The following is a 15,765-nucleotide window of genomic DNA, read 5'->3' on the forward strand; positions in this document are numbered from 1 at the left end:
GCGTTCCGGCGCTCACCATGGTGCCCGGCGGAAGGAGACGTCGTGGACGAACCGGCGATCGAGGTGACGGATCTGCGGGTCCGCCGCGGCGGACAGGAGGTGCTGCGCGACATCGGGTTCACCGTGCGGCGCGGGACCGTGACCGGCCTGCTCGGCCCGAACGGCTGCGGCAAGAGCACGCTCATGCGCTCGATCGTCGGCGTGCAGATCGTCGAGTCCGGCCGCGTGGACGTGCTGGGCAAGCCCGCCGGCCACCCCGAGCTGCGGCGGCGGATCGGCTACGCGACCCAGGACCCGGCGATCTACGCGGACCTGACCGTGACCGAAGCCCTGCGGTACTTCGCCGCGGTGCTCGGCGCGCCCGCGTCCGATGTGGATCGCGTCGTTGCGCAGACCGGGCTCACCGGGTCGGCCCGCACCCTGGTCGGGCGGCTTTCCGGCGGCCAGCGGGGCCGGGCCAACGTGGCGGTGGCGCTGCTGGGCACGCCGGAGTTGCTGGTGCTGGACGAGCCGACGGTTGGCTCCGACCCCGAGCTGCGCGACGAGCTGTGGCGGCTGTTCCACGACCTGGCCGACACCGGCGTCACGCTGCTGATCTCCAGTCACGTCATGGACGAAGCCGCCCGCTGCGACGACCTCCTCCTGCTGCACCAGGGCCGGCTGCTGGCTCGCGGCACCCCGGAGGCCCTGCTGCGGTACGTCCTGAACTCGGAACAGCGGTTCAGCGCGATCGCACCGGCCCTGCTGGGCATCTTCCCCTTCACCATCATGTTCCTGCTGACCTCGGTGACGACGTTGCGCGAGCGCACGACCGGAACACTGGAACGCCTGATGACGCTGCCGATCGGCAAGCTGGACCTGATCCTCGGCTACGCGCTGGCGTTCGGCCTGCTGGCGGTGCTGCAGGTGGTCGTGGCGGCGGGGATCTCCCTGACCTGGCTCGGGCTGGACATCGCGGGCTCGGTCTGGGTGCTGCTGCTCGTCGTGGTGCTGGACGCGCTGCTGGGCACGGCGCTGGGCCTGTTCGTCAGCGCGTTCGCCCGCACGGAGTTCCAGGCGATCCAGTTCCTGCCGGTGTTCGTGCTGCCGCAGTTCCTGCTGTGCGGGCTCTTCGTCCCGCGCGGGGACATGGGCTGGGTGCTGAGCGCGATATCGGACGTCCTGCCGTTGTGCTACGCCGTCGACGCCCTCACGCAGGTGACCCGCTCGGCCGACGTCGACGGCACCCTCGTCCGCAACATCGGGATCATCGCCGGCTGCGCCGTCCTCGCCCTCCTCCTCGGCGCGGCCACGCTGCGCCGGCGCACACCGTGAGGCCACAAGTGACGAAAGTCCCTGGCGGCAAGGTCCAACGACGCCATCCGCCGGCGCACGCACGAACGTACCGTCGGGTCCCGAACCGGCGCGGTCCGCTGTGGCCGGTGCACGAACCCCGGCGTTGGAGAGTGATTCCCCTGCTCACCGGAATCGACCGTGATCACGGCCTGCGCAGCGGGCTGACCGGCTACCTGGCCGCGGTGAGCGCCGCGGTCGGCGTGGGGGAGGAGTCCTGCACCGTGGACCTCGACACCCCCGCCTCGGCGTACATCGCCCTCGACGTGCGCCTGCACCGCCACCCCGGCCGCGACATGGCGCTGCTGTGGGACGAACGGCACGGCTGGGCGTTCGCCATGGAAACCCATTCCGGCGAGGACCTGCTGGTGCTGGCCTACCTCGGCGGCGAGCTCGTGCCCAGCCCGGCGCGCGTGCGCCGGTTCGTCGCGGCGCTCCGGTCCGCCGGTGGCGCGTCCGCTCCGCCGGTACCGCCGGATCTGCGCGGCGACCGCGGCGAACTGCTGGACCGCCTGCGCCGCCACCGGCCGATTCTTCCTTACCTGTCCCGGATCGGGTGATCATATGTCCACTGTGGAAGCGCCGGGCTGGACGCCCGCGGAGACCGAGGTGCTGGTCCGGTCGATGATGCGGGCGCCGTCGGTGCACAACACGCAGCCCTGGTTGCTGGAAGTCACCCCGGGAGAGCTGTCGGTGCGCGAACGTTCCGAACCGGCTCTGCCGCACCACGATCCGCAGGGCCGTGACCGAGCCGCCTCCTGCGGCGCGGCGGTGGCGAACCTGGAGCTGGCGGTCCGCACGCTCGGCCGGTCCTGTGTGGTCTCGTTCCTGCCGGAGCACGAGCAGCCGGACCTGGTGGCGCGGATCGCCGTCGGCGAACCGGCCGCACCGGCGATCGAGGAGCTCCGCTGCTACGGGGCCATCGCGCGCCGGGCCAGCCACCGCGCGCCGTTCGAAGGCGTGGCCGTGCCCGCCGCCGTGGTGCGGCGGATCGTCGCGGCGGCCGGGGCGCCGGGCGTCGAAGCCCGTCGAGTCCACGAGATCGCCGCCGTGGCTCGGTTGCTGCATTTCGCCGCGGACACCTTCCGGCAGGACGGCGCCTACCAGCGTGAGCTGTCGCTGTGGACGATCCGCGACGAGCAGGCGCACCGGCACGGCGTCGGCATCCCCGCGAGCCGGATCCCGGCCGGTTCGGTGCCCTGGGCGGGCTTGGTCCGCCGCGCGACCGACATTCCCGAGCTGCCCGAACTCGAGCGTCGCCTGGCGGGCGAGACGCTCCTGCTCATCATGACCGCCGACGACTCCCGGCTCGACCACGTGCGGGCCGGGTACGCGATGGAACGCGCCTGGCTTGCGGCCGTCGACCTCGGGTTGGCCGCCGCGGTCCTGACGCAGCCGCTGCACCTGCCGGAAGTGCGCTCGGCGCTGTGCGAAGACCTCCGGCTCACCGGCTTCCCCCAAGCCCTCCTCCGCATCGGCTACGCCGCGGAAGCGGACCCGCCCAGCCCGCGCCGGGCGGTGGACGAGGTGCTGCGCCGCGGACCTTAGGCCCGGAGGCGTGGACCAAGGACTCTGCCTCCGGCCTGTTCACCGGCCGACGATCGTGGTGGGAGAACGGAGTCCACGATGACCACCAGCGTGCAGAAGGCCAGACCGCCCGTCCGGACCCGGCGCGCCGGCTACCTCGTCGGGGTCGTGCTCAACGGCGTCCTGCTGGTCCTGGTCAACGCCTGGCCCGGCTGGGACGTGCTGCCGTTCCTCACCCCGGCGTTCCCGATGGTGCTCGGCCTGGTCGACCTGACCCTGCTCGCGGGCCTCGTCACCAGCCTAGTCCAGTTGTGGCAGGACCCCGAGTGGCTCGTCGCCCTGAACGGCGTCGTGACGACATGTGCGGGGCTGGCCGCGCTGGTGCGGTTGTGGCAGGTCTTCCCCTTCGACTTCACCGGCAGCAGCTTCGACTGGGCGTTGACGGCGCGGATCGTGCTGGCCGTCGGCCTGGCCGGCTCGGTGCTCGGGCTGGTGGCCCAGGTGGCTGCCCTGATCCGCGCCGGGCTGCGGCGGCCACGCTGACGCCGGTCACGCCGCCACGGCGGTGCGCAGGCGCGTGGCGGCGTGCTCCGGGGTCACGGTCGTCACCGGGACCCCGGTCGCCAGCTCCAGCCCGGCCGGGATCTCCAGCCGCGGCACCACCTGCAGTGACCAGGCCAGGAAGGGTGCGGTTTCGTAGCCGCGGGGCGCGGTCCGCACGACGACGTTGTAGGCGGGATCGCCGAGTTCGGAGCGGAGCGCGGCCAGGACGGCCCGCAGGCAGCCGGCCGTCGCGCGGATCTCTTCGGCCGTGGCGGCGGCGAAATCCGCGTGCGCGCGGTGCGGGACGATCCGGACCTCGTACGCGGCGACCTGCGCGAAGGGCGTGTAGGCGATCACGTGGTCGTCGGTGAAGACGATCCGCTTCCCGTCGTTGAGCGTCGCTTCGAGCTGTTCGTCGGCGAGCCGCCGGCCGTGGTCGCGGTGGTGCGTTCGGGCCGTGTCCAGCTCGCGGCGGGTGCCCGCGGACAGCACCGGCAACCCGGCCACCTGCGAGTGTGGGTGGTCCAGCGAGATCCCGGCCGCTGGCCCGTGGTTGCGGAACACGACGACCTGTGCGGCCGACGGCCGGAGCGCGCGGTGGCGGTGCTGCCAGGCCCCGAGGACGTCGGCGACCTCCGCTTCGGTGCCGGTAGCCAGGTCCCAGTCGTGACGCGGCGACTCGATGACGATCTCGTGCTTGTCGGACAAGGCGTACCGGTTCGGCACCGCGCGAACGCGCCAGGCCGGCCCATCGCCTGGCAGCCGCCACTTCTCCGGCGGGGTGTCCTGGGTTTCCGGGCAGAACGGGCACACCGCCCGTGCGACCCGGTGCGGGCGGTCGCCGCGGCCGGGCGCGAGGATCGTCCAGTCTTCCGTTTCGGCGTTCCAGCGCAGCTCGCCGCCGTGCCATGGCCGGGTCGTCACGAGGCAGCTCCTTCGAGGAAGGCGGTGCGGCACCGCTGCGAGCAGAAGTAGCGGGTATGCCCCTCTGCGAGGATCGACGGCGTGCCGCTGCCGGGCGGGACAGTGAGCCCGCAGACCGGGTCGCGGTGGTCGGACCGGGTCATCAGCGCGCCGGGCCGGTCGCCGTGGGCGAGGCCGTCGAGCAGCGTCAGCTCGTCGAGCAGGAGCCGGGGGAGCAGGAAGTGCCGCCGCACACGCTCGCGGCCGGCGGCGCCCAGCGCGGCCGAGCGGCCCGGGTCCTTGAGCAGCTTCAACAGCGTCTCCGCGCACTCGGCGGTCGAGTCGACGAGCAGCCCACCGGCGTCGTCGGCGACCTGCAGCGGGATCCCGCCCGCCCGGCCCGCGACGATCGGCGTGCCCTTCCACAGCGCCTCGGAGACCACGAGCCCGAACCCCTCGCGGATCGACTTCTGGATCATCACGGACGAGAACCGCTGGAACGCGTTGACCTCGACGTTGCCGACGCCGGTGAGGTTGGTGAAGACGTGGATGTCCGGGTCGTCGCGGCCGGCCTCGCTGATCTGCCGGTAGACGTCCCAGCCCTGCGGGTCGTCGAGGGCCATCGAGCCGACCAGCGCCAGCTGGAGCCCGGGGACTTCGGAGCGGACCAGGCGGAACGCGTCGATCACGCCGAGCGGATCTTTCCACGGGTCGAACCGCGACACCTGGGTGACGAGCGGGCGGTCGGGTTCGATGCCGATCCAGTTGAGCACCGCGTGCGCGGTCCGGTCGTCCAGGGACATGTTCTTCGGGCTGAGCGGGTCGATCGCCGGGCAGATGATGTCGGCCCGGTCGCGCGCCAGTGTCGGTAGCACGAAATCCGGCAGGGTGAAGACGGTGGCGTCGTAGCGTTCGACGTACTTGCCGAGGTAGTCCCAGACGCCGGGTGCCGGCTCGGACGTGTCGACGTGGCAGCGCCACACCAACCGGGCGTTCGTGGTGTCCGCAAAGGACAGTACGGCGGCGGGTTGTGGGTCGTGGACGAAGACGAAGTCGCAGGCTGCGAAGTCCGGATCGGCCGACAGCTGTTCGGCGTTGCGGCGGGATGTTTCTTCGTAGCGACGGATGTCGGCGTCGGTGACCGGTTCGGTGCCGCCCTGCAGCGCGTTGTGCAGCTTCTTCGTCACCGCGAAGAAGGCGGGCTCACCACTGATGATCTTCCAGCTCGCTCGGACGCCCAGGTCGTTGTAGAGCGGCACCACGGACCGAAGCAGCTCGGAAACCCCACCGCCGTACGGAGTCGCGCTCAGATGGATCACCCGCACGCCGCGAAGCCGTTCCGCCACTTCGAGAAGCGGCTCGACGATCCAGTCCGGCGCGACCGCGCGGTAGGCGGAGACGGAGAGCGCACCGACGTCGACTGTCTGCATCCCGGATCCCTCGTTCGACGGCCAAGTGTCCAGCGTCGGATAAGTCCGGCTGTCATGGCCAGGGCCCAAAGTCACCGGAACCGGGCCAGGGGAAACGGTCGCAAGGCCCGCCGGACGGGGACCGTCGCCCCTGCGGCGCGATCGCCTCTTCCGGCGATGCTGGGTGAACGTTTTCCGAGCGACCCGGAGGGCAAGACCGATGTACACCAGGATGCGGTTGAGCCGGCTGCGGCACACACTCCTGCCGGGCCGAGGCCCGCTGGTCCGCCGGTCGGACCGGCTGCAGGCGAGGCTCTTGGCCTTGGTGATCCTGCTGTCGCTGGCGGCAGCGGCGGGAGCGGTGTTGTTCGGCATCGGCGAGTACTCGGCCACGGCGGCCAAGTCCCGAGAGCAGACTTACGCGCGCTACACGGTGACGGCGGTCCTGCTGGCGAACGGCCCCGAACCGGCCGCGGCCGGCCGCGGCGGAACGCCCTTCGACTCCGCCCCGACGCAGGCGACGTGGCGAACGCGAGACGGGCAGCAGCGCGTGGGCGAGGTCGAAGCGGCGGCGGGCATGGTCGCGGGTCACGAGGTCGAGATCTGGATCGATGAGACGGGCGCACCGACGGAGCGACCGTTGACCCGGGCTGCAGCGCTCATCGGCGCACCACTGGGTGCGGCAACCTTGTGGGCGGCGGTGGTGTCGTTGTTCGTGTTCCTTTACCGCGGAACGGTCTATACGTTGAACCGTCGCCGCCTGGCCGAGTGGGAGCAGGAATGGGCGGCCCGCCAGGCCGGCAGCACACGCCGCGACGACCAGAGCCAGACGGGAGCCTAGTTCTGGAGCCGCGTCAGTCCGGTCCTCGCCGGGGTGGATTCATGCGCAGTAGGACCTGCATCGCCGCGACAAGGCAGGCGATGGCCGCCCCCAGGAGGATCGCGGTGACGAAGAGCACGTTGCGCGACCGGTCTTCGGCTTCCTGGTCGAAGGTCGAGTACGTGATTCCGGCGAGGTTGTTCTGGGCACGCCAGAACAACTTGTTCTGAACCTCGAGCGGTGGCGACGCCTGGGTCACCGTCTCCAGCGGGTCGAGGTTCCCGCCGTCCACCGAGATGGCCAATGACCTGGGGCTCACCAACAGGTGGCCGACGATTTGCGCGACGTTGGAAGGCTGGTGGAGCCGCCGTGGGGAAGCGGCGTGGACCGCCGGTAACGACACGACGGTTCGCGAAGCAGAGCTCTGCTCGAACGATCCAGTGACGAATCCGGCGTACGTCGAATCCCTCTCGCCGAGTGTTCCGGAAAGAATTTGCGAGCCGTCGGCCGCGTCCGTGAGCAAAATCCCGTTCCCCGCCTGCTGCTGCTCCTCCTTAAACCTGAGCCCGTCGAGCAAGAGAATGACCCAGGCACGGGACACCAGCCGCTCGATGTCACCTTCCGGACGGACCCGCAGGGACATCCACATTCCCGCTGGACCCCAGGATTCGTAGCTGAACTCGACGCTCAGTTCAGCAATGGGGTCGGACGTGAACACCACGGCGTTGCCGGCGAGCTCCGGTGCGGCGACCGGCGCCGTGAACCGGGGGATGCTGGCGAACGAGACGAAGCCCAGCATTGAGGCGATGAGCAGCAGCGCGGCGACCTCGGCGAGAACCACTCGGCCCCGGGAAGCGACCAGCCACGCGACCGTGCCGACGAGGACGATGAACAGCATCAGCGGAGCGAGTAGTCCGTTGACGTCGGCCGTGCTGCCTGGCAACTCGCTCATGATCAGTACGAGGGCCAGCGCGATTGCGAGAATTGCCAGTCCGGCGAGCACACGAGAGGCCCAGCGGCCCCGGCGCTTGGCTGATCCCCGGAGCGCGACGACCAGCACCAGAACCGCCGCCATCGCGGCAATTTGCGCTGGCAGCCCATGGTCGAGCTTGATTTGCCACCCGCTGACGGCCAGCAGGAGCGACGCAAGAAGGCCGTACCCGGCTGACGTTCCGCGCCGGGGTCGCTGTTGATGCCCGGAACGGCTGGACGCCACCGGTACGTCGGCAATCGTCCCCGACGGTGCGGCACCCGGGTGGAGATCGCCGCCCTGTGGACGTGTCGTCACCAAGCGGCCCAGAAGGGCGCCGAGGACCGCCGACAGCACGACGACGAGACCCAGTCTCCGGTGCCGGCCGGACTCACCGGTCTTCCGGGAAGCGGTCACTGATGTCTCCTCCGAGGATCTCGCGCGCACCCGGGAGTCGCGGTGCTGTGCCCCTCCGTTACTCCGGTCCTCGGCGCCGAAGGCGCCCCGACGTTGACCCCTGATCACGCACGTCTCCAACGGGGCCGATTGTCGGAGTTAGGAGTGTCAGGGCGCCGTACGCGGCGCTCACCCGATTTTGGAGACTGCTATGAGGTTCTTTGGGTGGCCGTCCGGTTCGGACGTCTCATTTGGTGCGCTTGGCTCGCCGTTTCGGCGTCCGTCCGGTGCGAGGGTTCCGGACGGTGCTGGAGGTGCCGTCTCGGCGAGACGAGCTGAACGCCTCAACAACCGTCTTCGAGATTCGTCCTTGGTCGGCTACCTCGTACCCATTCTCGCGAGCCCAGGCACGGATTTCGTGAGTCGCCGCGTAATCCGTGGCCGCCCTCGGTTCCTGCTTCGTGTCGTCGGTGGACTGGCCGACAGCGACCCTGATGCGGCGACCTCCCGTGCGGCGAGCCGCTGCCACATATGGCTCCATCGCAGAGCGCAACGCTCGGGCGTTCACAGTGGACAGATCGATCTCGTAAGACACGCCGTCGAGTCCGAACGGGACAGTCTGGTCGGCGCGGCTGCCGTCTGTGTCGTCGGAAATCTCAATAGAGATTCGCTTCGCCATAAGCTCAATCCTTCTCTGAGTCGCTGGTGTGCGTCGGATCCGTTGAATAGTAGCTTCGTGAATTCGCGTTGAACCGACGGGCGTGTCGGCCGACGAGGGTCTTTGTATTTTTTGCGAGAGACCGTTGACGGGCAGGTGCCCGTTGGGTGTAGATGGTCGTATTCGACGACGAACACTTCCCTTGGACGACCGTAGAAGAGGCAGAGGAGAAAGCGATGGAAACCGAGCATGACGTGGCAACGTCAGGTGACGTTGCGGCAGCGATCCGCGAGCTCGCTGCAGCGGTGCGGACGACCGTGCCGGAGCCGCCGGCGGATCCGGACGCGTTGCTGACCGCGGAGCAGGTGGGGGAGCTGCTGCAGCTGTCGCCGAGGACCTTGAAGGACCAGGCCGCTGCTGGGGCCGTGCCGCATCACCGGTTCGGGAAGCACTACCGGTTCACCCGCGGCGATGTTGCGGAGATCGTGCGGCTCAATGCCGCGCCGGTGCAGCCGCCGCGGCGGCGGGTGTCTGTTGCGGATGTTGCCGAGGACTTCCGTGCCGCGTGATGCGGGCGGAGTAACAGAGAAGAGGAGTCAAGGATGGCCCACGGCCAGGAAGAACCCGGCACCGGTGAGTGGCGTGCCCGGTACAAGCGTCCCGACGGGACGTGGGGGAGCAGGTCAGGGTTCCCCACCAAGAAGGCGGCCGAGGAGTGGGGGCTTGAGCAGGAGGCCCTGATCCGGCGGAACCTCTGGCTGGACCCACGCGACGGAGAGACCCGGTTCGACGACTTCGCCGAGGAATGGCTGGCGGCTGTCGCGCCGCGGCTGGAGCTGAACACCGTCGCGAAGTACCGGTCGTTCCTCGACACCCAGCTGCTACCGCAGTGGAAGGCGTGGCCATTGATCGCGATCTTCAACGGCTACGTCGAGATCGAGCGATGGCTCTCGGAGCTGCACGAGGACTACGCCGAGTCATCGGTGGCCTCGTACTTCGCGCTGTTCTCCACCATCCTCAATGCCGCCGTACGCGCCAGGATGATCCCGGCCAACCCGGGCAGCGGCGTCCGGGTGTCCAGCGGCGAGTTCGACACCGAGCGATTGGTCGCCACGCCGGCCCAGGCGCTGCGGGCCGCGATGCGGCTCTACGAGCTGGGGCTGGGTAAGTCAGGGTTTGTGCTGTGTCTGATGGATTTTTATACCGGCGCCCGATGGGGTGAACTTGTCGGGCAGCAGCGGCACGAGTACGACTCCGAGAGGCGCGGCATCGAGATCCGGACGCCGCTGAAGGAGGTGGCCGGGAAGGTCTACAAAGGAGGCCGGAAGGGTGATGATCATCACTCAGATGGTCGCCAGCGGCCACCGACACGGCGCGGGAACTCGCGACCGAAGAAGGGCCGGACCAAGACCCCTGCGGGCACGCGGTTCGTGGCCCTCCCGCCGGGGATCGCGGTGCTGTACGAGGAGCTGATGGACAGCCACCGGGAACCCTTCGTACTGTGCACGCCGGAAGGACATCCGTGGCGGCGGTCCAACTTCCGCATCCGCTTCTGGCGGCCGGCCTGGGACGGCGTCGAACTCGACGACCCCGGAGCAGGGGAGCGGCGACCGCCGATCCTGCCGACGTTCACCTTCCACGAAGGCCGCCACACCCACAGCACCTGGCTGACCGAGGACGGGATCCCGGAGGTCGCCCGCCGGGCACGGCTGGGCCAGAAGATGAAAGGCATCGCCCGCGTCTACGACCACGTGACCCCAGCGATGGTCAACCAGATCCTGAACGCCCTGGAGGAGCGCTGGCTGCGGTCACTGGCGGCCCTGTACCCGGGCGAACGGGCGAAGCTGGTGTCCTGGTTCCCGCACCTGCGGTCCCAGCGGGCGATCGGGCCGGGTCCGGGGGCCGTCGCCGGATCGTCGCCGACTGACAGCTAGAAGCCCTGCCCCTCCGGGGAGGGACAGGGCTTCTGACCTGCGAAAACTTGTGGTGCGCGATACTGGGATTGAACCAGTGACCTCTTCCGTGTCAGGGAAGCGCTCTCCCGCTGAGCTAATCGCGCGAGGTGGAGACGGGATTCGAACCCGTGTACACGGCTTTGCAGGCCGTTGCCTCGCCTCTCGGCCACTCCACCGTGACTAGGCCCGAGAGCCTACCGAGCGGATGACGGGATTCGAACCCGCGACCCTCACCTTGGCAAGGTGATGCGCTACCAGCTGCGCTACATCCGCATTCCGCAGCTCCGGGAGGCCGTTCCCCCGTCGCCGTGGTGTGGGAAAACCATATCGGACCCCGAAAACGGGTTCGACACCGGGGTGTCACTCCGCCGTTGCGGGGCTGTCATCAGGCCAGATCGTGGGGGATGAGGTGGGTGAGGGCGTCGTCGACGTCGACCCACAGGTGCTCGTTGCCCGGCAGCACCACGTCGTACGTCCGGTCGAGGAAGTCGGCCAGCTCCTGGGCGGACGCCTCGAACATGGCGTGCCCGGACGGCGAGTTCAGCTCGATCAGGACCGCCTCGGGGTCCTCGACCGACGGGCGGATGCGGACGTCCCCGTCACCCGCGTCGGCCAGGAGGCCGTCCGCGAGGAGGTCGCGTGCGTACACCCACTCGACCCAGCCGGCGCGGCCGGTGCGGAAGGCGGCGACGACCGCGTACGGGTCGCGTGTGTCGTAGCGCAGCTCCACCTTCACCGGAACCGCGGGAGTCCGCGGCGCCAGCAGGTCGAAGACCGCCGTCGAGCGGAGCGTCACGTGATCGTTGCGCATCGTCCTACCCTTCGTCTCCCTTCCCGGCCCGGCCCGGCCGAGGGCGTCACTGCTTGGACGCATCAGGAGGCCGATTCCGTCGCGGGTGCGCCGCAGATCACCCGTACGGGCTCTCCGGCCCCCTTCTTCACCCGTGACCACCCGCGGCGCGCAACTGACCGGCGCGCCCCGCGGGGCCCACGCCTCCATACTGCGCGGTTTAGTCGCCGGGCGATAGCACCGTCGCACGGATGTCGAACGTGGCGTCAGGCGGCCCCCCGGCCGGACAACCCTGGCTAGCTCGGGGTTGTGCGTTCCGTACTCGCCGGTAAGCGGAGTGTGGTCGGTCAGGACCACCCGTTTGCAGGCGCCTGAAAGTCGTACGCTAATGTTGAGCCCAACACCGCGAGCGGGCGATTAGCTCAGCGGGAGAGCGCTTCGTTCACACCGAAGAGGTCACTGGTTCGATCCCAGTATCGCCCACGCGAGAGTCGAGAGAGCCCTGTCCGCCCAAGAGGCGGGTGGGGCTCTTTTGCTGCCTCGGGCGGGTCGGGCCCCGAGGTCGGGTCGCGTTTTCCGTCAAGGACCGGCCGGCCGCCGAAACGGAGTGAACGATCCGTTCGGATCATCCGTATCAGCTTGCGAGGGCGGTTCGCGCCTCCGCCGCAGGGGCCTGCCGGACCTGCCTTCGAACCCTGCCGCCGCGGCGGCTTTCTGTCGAACGCCACGCTGCGGGAGGTCGGATGTGATCCTCGGCACGTCCGGCCGGCCGCGATCGCGTGGCCGCCCGGCGACGACGTGTGACAGAACCGGCGCGCGTGACGGCGCGACGACGAATGTCACCGACGGTGGCCGCCCGGTCCCCGCGGCGGCGCCCGCCGCCCCGCGCTGATCCACTGTGGACCCTCGCGATCCGCAGTGTCCACAGTAGAGTCCCGACGGCCGCGCTGGGCCGTTCGGCCGAGCTTGGTCCACCCGAGTGCGGGCATCACCCTTTCCGTTACGGAATGTAGTTTTCACGGGGATACGCGCTATTGCGCATCGTCCTCATCTTGTTATCTTCCGGCCATTTCTTGGCGGGGATGTCACGCAGCATGTGGCTGGAAATCCTTGTAACACTGCCGAGAGAGTCGCCGATAACTTGCCGTGTGAAGCCTCCGCGGGCTCTGCGCGACCACTGAGATGGGGTAACTCTCCGAAATCATCTCTGGTGACGCTGCGTGCCTGCGGCTCAACTCGATCCAGTTCCCGGGAGGTCAGATGGAAGAGTCGGTGCGGCCTTCGTACACGGTGAGCCAGCCACCGCCGCACATCGACCTCCAGGCCATCCCGCGTCCCGCGAAGCGGGACGACGACCACCCCGGCGACGGCGGCCCGTCCGCCAAGGCGTGGCCCGCGGCCTGGGAAGCGCGGTACAGAGCCTGGGTCATCGGCAGCGACGTGTTCATCACGCTGCTGGTGATCGCGATCAGCGCGTTCGTCATCGATCGCGTTGCCCCGCACGACATGCACGCCTTCGGCACGATCCTCGCGGTGTTCGTCTCGCTGCCCGCCAGCCGGGCCTGGAGCCCGCGCGTGCTCGGCGAAGGCGCGGAGGAGTACCGCACCCTCGGCCGCGGCTTCATCACCGCCGCCGTCCTGGTCGCGCTCGGCGGCCTGCTGTTCGGTGCGCTCGAGGTCCAGGTCTGGGTGTTCGTCGTCGTCCCGGCCATCGCGCTGGTCGCCTTTCCGCAGCGCTACCTGCTGCGCCAGGTGCTGCACCGCAAGCGCGCCAAGGGACTCTGCCTGCTGCCGGTGATGGCGGCCGGCAGCCCGGAGACCGTCGCCGACCTGATCGCCCGCACCCGCTCGGAGGTGCACGTCGGCTGGCGCGTCGAGGCCGCTTGCACGTTCAGCGGCCACGGCGAAGACCGCGACAGCGGCGAAATCGACGGCGTCCCGGTGGTCGGGCGGCTGGAGGAGCTGTCCCGGCACGTGCGGCGCGGCGGCTACCGGGTCGTGGCGATCACCGCCGACCAGTACTGGACGCCGAAGCGGCTGCAGCGGCTGGCCTGGGACATGGAGGGCACCGGCGCGGAGATGGTCGTGGCGCCCGTGCTGATGGAGGTCGCCGGGCCCCGGCTCAACGTCACCGGCGTGCTCGGCATGCCCCTGCTGCGGGTCACCGCGCCGATGTTCACCGGCGGCCGGCGCGTGGTGAAGGAGATTGTGGACCGCTGCGGGTCGGCGCTGCTGCTCACCCTGCTGTCCCCGCTGCTGCTGGCGATCGCGATCGCGATCAAGCTGAACGACCGCGGCCCGGTGATCTACCGCCAGCGCCGCGTCGGCCGCGACGGCGCGACGTTCACCATGCTCAAGTTCCGGACGATGGTCACCAATGCCGACGCGATCAAGCAGACATTGGCGGCGGAAAACGAAGGCGCGGGCCCCCTTTTCAAGATGAAACGCGACCCACGTATCACCCGCGTGGGTGGTTTTCTGCGCCGGTATTCGCTCGATGAGGTACCGCAGTTGTTCAACGTCGTGTCCGGAAAGATGTCGCTCGTCGGCCCCCGGCCGCCGCTGCCGGAGGAAACCGAGCAGTACGCGCCCGACGCGCGCCGCCGTCTGCTCGTGAAGCCGGGCCTGACCGGGCTCTGGCAGGTCAGCGGGCGCAGCGACCTCACGTGGGCGGAGAGCATCCGGCTGGACCTGCGTTACGTCGAGGATTGGTCCCTCGCGCTGGACCTGGTGATCCTGTGGAAGACGTTCCGCGCGGTGATGGGCGGGCAGGGCGCCTACTGACCCGTTCCTCGCCGCGCCGCGCATCACGGCCGCCGACTCCCGCTGGGGGGAGTCGGCGGCCGTGCCCGTTGCCGGGGTGTTGTGGATGAGGGACACGGCGACGCGGTGGACGCCCCGGAACTGTCGGTGCGCGCCGGTAAACTGGACACCGGGGGCCGGAGGGCTGCCTCTTCGCGCCGCCGCAGCCGCCTGGCATGGCTGGGGAGCGGCGGTTTCGGCTCGGCGAACGTGTGGGCGAGCCGGCGAGTGGTGGGTATTGGTGGCTCCTCGGAGCCGCATCGCGCCACCGGCCGCGCCTCGCCAGGAGGGGACTTCCCGCCGCGCGCGCCACGCCATCATCGGGGACTTCTCGTCGGCCCTGCCCTCCGACCAGGGGGAGCCTCACCGGCCGTGCCCCGCCACCGGGGGACTCTCGCCGGTCGCGACCTGCGACCAGGGGGACTTCTCGCTGGCCGGGCCTCGCGCCAGGCGGGCCGCACCGGCCGTGCCTCGCGCCAGGGGCTTCCCGGCCGTGCCCCGCGACCAGGGGGACTTCTCGCTGACCTCCCCCGCGCCAGGCGGGCCTCCCCGGCCGCGCCCCACGAGCTGGGGCATTCCTCGCCGGGCCCTGGCTGCGCCACCAGAGGGTTCCTCAACCGGCCGTGCCCCCCGCGACCAGGGGCATTCCTCACCGGCCGTGCCCCCGCCGGACGACTCCCGAGGCCCGCCGAGCCATCTGGCCAACCCCGTGCCCCCGTCCGCCACGGCGGAGCCTCCCCGGCCGGGCCATGTCGGATTGCCCCGTTCGCCCGGATTACCGGCGCCCGACGAGGCCACCTTGACCCGAACGGCTGACCGGCGCTCACCGTCGGCGGTCCCCGCTGTGATCCACACAACTGGTTGAACGCGAAATAGTTCAACGCTCAACCGGGTTGGACGGGGTACCGACCCAACGGAAGGAAGCACCGCCCCATGACCACCTTTGCCGAGCAGACCGAGGCCCTCGCCCTCCCCGCGGACGTCCAGAACCTCCTCTTCCGCGAGGCCCGGACGGCCAACAGTTTCAGCTCCGAGCCGGTGACCGAGGAGCAGGTCCGCGCGATCTACGACCTCGTCAAGTGGGCCCCGACGTCGATGAACACCCAGCCGCTGCGTGCGCTGGTGCTCCGGACCGCCGAGGCGAAGGCCCGCCTGCTGCCGCACATGGCCCCGGGCAACCGGGACAAGACCGAAGCCGCGCCGCTGACCGTGGTGCTCGCCGCGGACGTCGACTTCCACGAGAACATCCCGCAGGTCTTCCCGCACGCCCCGCAGGTGAAGGACAACTTCGCCGACGAGCAGGGCCGCGTCGAGTTCTCCAAGCTGAACTCGCTCCTGCAGGTCGGCTACTTCATCATCGGCGTCCGCGCCGCCGGACTGGCCGCCGGCCCGATGACCGGCTTCGACGCCCAGGGCGTCGACGACGAGTTCTTCGCCGGCAAGAAGTGGCGCTCGCTGGTCGTCGTCAACGTCGGCAAGCCGGGTGAGAACCCCTGGTTCGACCGCCTGCCGCGGCTCGACTTCGACCAGGTCGTCGAGACCCTCTGAGCCCGCCCGGACCGGCCGCTTCCCCACGGGGAGGCGGCCGGTCCCGCGTTCGCGCCACGCGCGTGAGGCGCGTGGACGCCGCCGACTAGCATCGACGGCGTCATCTCTGTCA

The 15,765-nt window shown here is 70.0% G+C and carries 13 protein-coding genes, 4 tRNA genes and 2 pseudogenes; 11 read left to right on the forward strand and 8 right to left on the reverse strand.

Annotated features, from left to right (window positions below; translation table 11 throughout):
* Window positions 1-42: 42 nt before the first annotated feature.
* The 5 genes and pseudogenes from H5965_RS15070 to H5965_RS15090 all read left to right on the forward strand — a co-directional run.
* A pseudogene (locus H5965_RS15070) lies at window positions 43-690 on the forward strand (ABC transporter ATP-binding protein); the annotation flags it as partial.
* Window positions 688-1,314, forward strand: a pseudogene (locus H5965_RS15075) (ABC transporter permease); the annotation flags it as partial. The pseudogenes H5965_RS15070 and H5965_RS15075, both read left to right, overlap by 3 nt.
* A 131-nt stretch (window positions 1,315-1,445) precedes the next feature.
* A complete protein-coding gene (locus tag H5965_RS15080; protein WP_310970381.1) occupies window positions 1,446-1,892 on the forward strand; it encodes a DUF6292 family protein in 447 nt (148 codons plus the stop codon).
* Between the two features lie 4 nt (window positions 1,893-1,896).
* On the forward strand, window positions 1,897-2,880 hold the full coding sequence (locus H5965_RS15085) for an Acg family FMN-binding oxidoreductase (RefSeq protein ID WP_310970382.1): 984 nt from the start codon (window positions 1,897-1,899) through the stop codon (window positions 2,878-2,880).
* A 78-nt stretch (window positions 2,881-2,958) separates the two neighbouring features.
* A complete protein-coding gene (locus H5965_RS15090) occupies window positions 2,959-3,402 on the forward strand; it encodes a hypothetical protein (protein ID WP_310970383.1) in 444 nt (147 codons plus the stop codon).
* 6 nt (window positions 3,403-3,408) lie between these two features.
* On the opposite strand, the gene H5965_RS15095 is transcribed toward H5965_RS15090, so the two are convergent.
* On the reverse strand, window positions 3,409-4,326 hold the full coding sequence (locus H5965_RS15095; RefSeq protein WP_310970384.1) for a DUF4931 domain-containing protein: 918 nt from the start codon (window positions 4,324-4,326) through the stop codon (window positions 3,409-3,411).
* Window positions 4,323-5,735, reverse strand: coding sequence for a glycosyltransferase (locus tag H5965_RS15100; protein WP_310970385.1), 1,413 nt, complete (start codon window positions 5,733-5,735; stop codon window positions 4,323-4,325). Before H5965_RS15100 ends, H5965_RS15095 begins: the two co-directional genes overlap by 4 nt.
* Before the next feature lie 301 nt (window positions 5,736-6,036).
* Here H5965_RS15100 and H5965_RS15105 point away from each other — a divergent pair, with 301 nt between their 5' ends.
* Window positions 6,037-6,555, forward strand: coding sequence for a hypothetical protein (locus tag H5965_RS15105; RefSeq protein ID WP_310970386.1), 519 nt, complete (start codon window positions 6,037-6,039; stop codon window positions 6,553-6,555).
* Between the two features lie 13 nt (window positions 6,556-6,568).
* Here the strand turns inward: H5965_RS15105 and H5965_RS15110 are convergent, their stop codons facing one another.
* A complete protein-coding gene (locus H5965_RS15110) occupies window positions 6,569-7,921 on the reverse strand; it encodes a hypothetical protein (protein ID WP_310970387.1) in 1,353 nt (450 codons plus the stop codon).
* 226 nt (window positions 7,922-8,147) lie between these two features.
* Window positions 8,148-8,579 carry an Lsr2 family protein gene (locus tag H5965_RS15115; protein WP_310970388.1) on the reverse strand — a complete coding sequence of 144 codons (432 nt, stop codon included), beginning with the start codon at window positions 8,577-8,579 and terminating at the stop codon, window positions 8,148-8,150.
* A gap of 152 nt (window positions 8,580-8,731) precedes the next feature.
* On the opposite strand from H5965_RS15115, the gene H5965_RS15120 reads away from it, so the two are divergent.
* Entirely contained in the window at window positions 8,732-9,127 is a 396-nt protein-coding gene (locus H5965_RS15120) for a helix-turn-helix domain-containing protein (RefSeq protein WP_310970389.1), read from the forward strand.
* A gap of 189 nt (window positions 9,128-9,316) precedes the next feature.
* Window positions 9,317-10,492 (forward strand): integrase, encoded by a 1,176-nt coding sequence (locus H5965_RS15125; RefSeq protein WP_310970605.1) that lies wholly within the window; start codon window positions 9,317-9,319, stop codon window positions 10,490-10,492.
* Window positions 10,493-10,542: 50 nt separating this feature from the next.
* Here H5965_RS15125 and H5965_RS15130 read toward each other — a convergent pair.
* From H5965_RS15130 to H5965_RS15145, 4 genes are all read right to left on the reverse strand, one after another.
* Window positions 10,543-10,617 (reverse strand) — tRNA-Val (locus H5965_RS15130).
* A 1-nt stretch (window position 10,618) separates the two neighbouring features.
* A tRNA-Cys gene (locus H5965_RS15135) sits at window positions 10,619-10,689 on the reverse strand.
* Between the two features lie 24 nt (window positions 10,690-10,713).
* Window positions 10,714-10,786 (reverse strand) — tRNA-Gly (locus tag H5965_RS15140).
* A gap of 112 nt (window positions 10,787-10,898) precedes the next feature.
* Entirely contained in the window at window positions 10,899-11,324 is a 426-nt protein-coding gene (locus H5965_RS15145) for an SsgA family sporulation/cell division regulator (RefSeq protein ID WP_013227152.1), read from the reverse strand.
* Between the two features lie 390 nt (window positions 11,325-11,714).
* Here H5965_RS15145 and H5965_RS15150 point away from each other — a divergent pair.
* From H5965_RS15150 to H5965_RS15160, 3 genes are all read left to right on the forward strand, one after another.
* A tRNA-Val gene (locus H5965_RS15150) sits at window positions 11,715-11,786 on the forward strand.
* A 777-nt stretch (window positions 11,787-12,563) separates the two neighbouring features.
* Window positions 12,564-14,087, forward strand: coding sequence for a sugar transferase (locus H5965_RS15155; protein WP_310970390.1), 1,524 nt, complete (start codon window positions 12,564-12,566; stop codon window positions 14,085-14,087).
* 951 nt (window positions 14,088-15,038) lie between these two features.
* Window positions 15,039-15,653: a malonic semialdehyde reductase gene (locus tag H5965_RS15160; protein WP_310970391.1), complete on the forward strand. Its 615-nt coding sequence runs from the start codon at window positions 15,039-15,041 to the stop codon at window positions 15,651-15,653.
* Window positions 15,654-15,765: the final 112 nt, after the last annotated feature.

It is taken from the genome of Amycolatopsis sp. 505, assembly GCF_031625235.1.
Classification (GTDB): Bacteria; Actinomycetota; Actinomycetes; order Mycobacteriales; family Pseudonocardiaceae; genus Amycolatopsis.